Consider the following 1,007-nt stretch of genomic DNA (forward strand, 5'->3'; position numbering starts at 1 on the left):
CGGCAGGCGGTGCGGTTCGCCGACGGGGTGGCGGCTCTGCGGGAGCAGGGTGTGGACACGTTCCTGGAGGTCGGCCCCGACGCGGTCCTCACCGCCATGGCCGCCGAGGCGGAGGCGGCCGACGACGTCCGGTACGTGGCCACGCTGCGCCGCAACCAGTCCGACGTCGCCACCCTCACCAGCGCCGTCGGGCAGCTCTGGGCCGCCGGCGTGCCGGTCGACTGGACGGCGTACCACGGCCAGACCGGCGCCCGGCCACGCGTGGTGGAGCTGCCCACGTACGCCTTCGACCGGCAGCGCTACTGGCTGGAGGATCCCCGGCCGGCCTCGCCCGCCGCGGGTGCTGCCGCCACCCCGTCCGACGAGCAGTTCTGGGCGGCGGTCGAGTCCGGTGACCTCGGCGTGCTGGACGACGAACTGGGCGCGGACGAGCCCTCCACGGCGCTGCTGCCGAAGCTCGCCCGGTGGCGGCGGGCGACCCAGCAGCGGGCCGCCGTCGACTCCTGGCGGTACCGGGCGACGTGGCGTACGGCCGACGTGCCCTCTTCGGCGACGCTGGCGGGTACCTGGCTGCTGCTGATGGCGCCCGGGCAGCAGGACCACCCGGTGGCCGTGGAGCTGGCGGCCCGTGCCGACCGTGCGGTACCGGTGCTGGTCCCGGCCGGCGCTGACCGGGACCGGGTGGCGCGGCTGCTGCGGGAGGCGATGGGATCCGACGACCGAGACGCGCACGTGGTGTCCCTGCTGTCGCTGGCCGATCCCCGGGAGCCGTCCACTTCCCGGGAGCCGGCCGCCGTGCCGGCCGCCGTCGAGGTGACGACGGCACTGGTCGTGGCGCAGGCGCTGACCGACGTCGGCGGGGCGGGCCGGCTGTGGTGGCTGACGCGTGGGGCGGTGTCGGTCGGCGGATCCGACGAGTTGGCCGATGTCGCGGGTGCTGCGGTGTGGGGTTTGGGTCGGGTGGTGGGTTTGGAGGTGCCGTTGCGGTGGGGTGGTTTGGTGGATTT

1 pseudogene is annotated in these 1,007 nt (G+C 75.5%); it reads left to right on the forward strand.

What is annotated here, in order from left to right:
- Positions 1-1,007, forward strand: a pseudogene (locus ACTMS2_RS29265) (polyketide synthase); the annotation flags it as partial.

It is taken from the genome of Micromonospora sp. SD12 (assembly GCF_052068495.1).
GTDB classification, from domain to species: domain Bacteria; phylum Actinomycetota; class Actinomycetes; order Mycobacteriales; family Micromonosporaceae; genus Micromonospora; species Micromonospora echinofusca.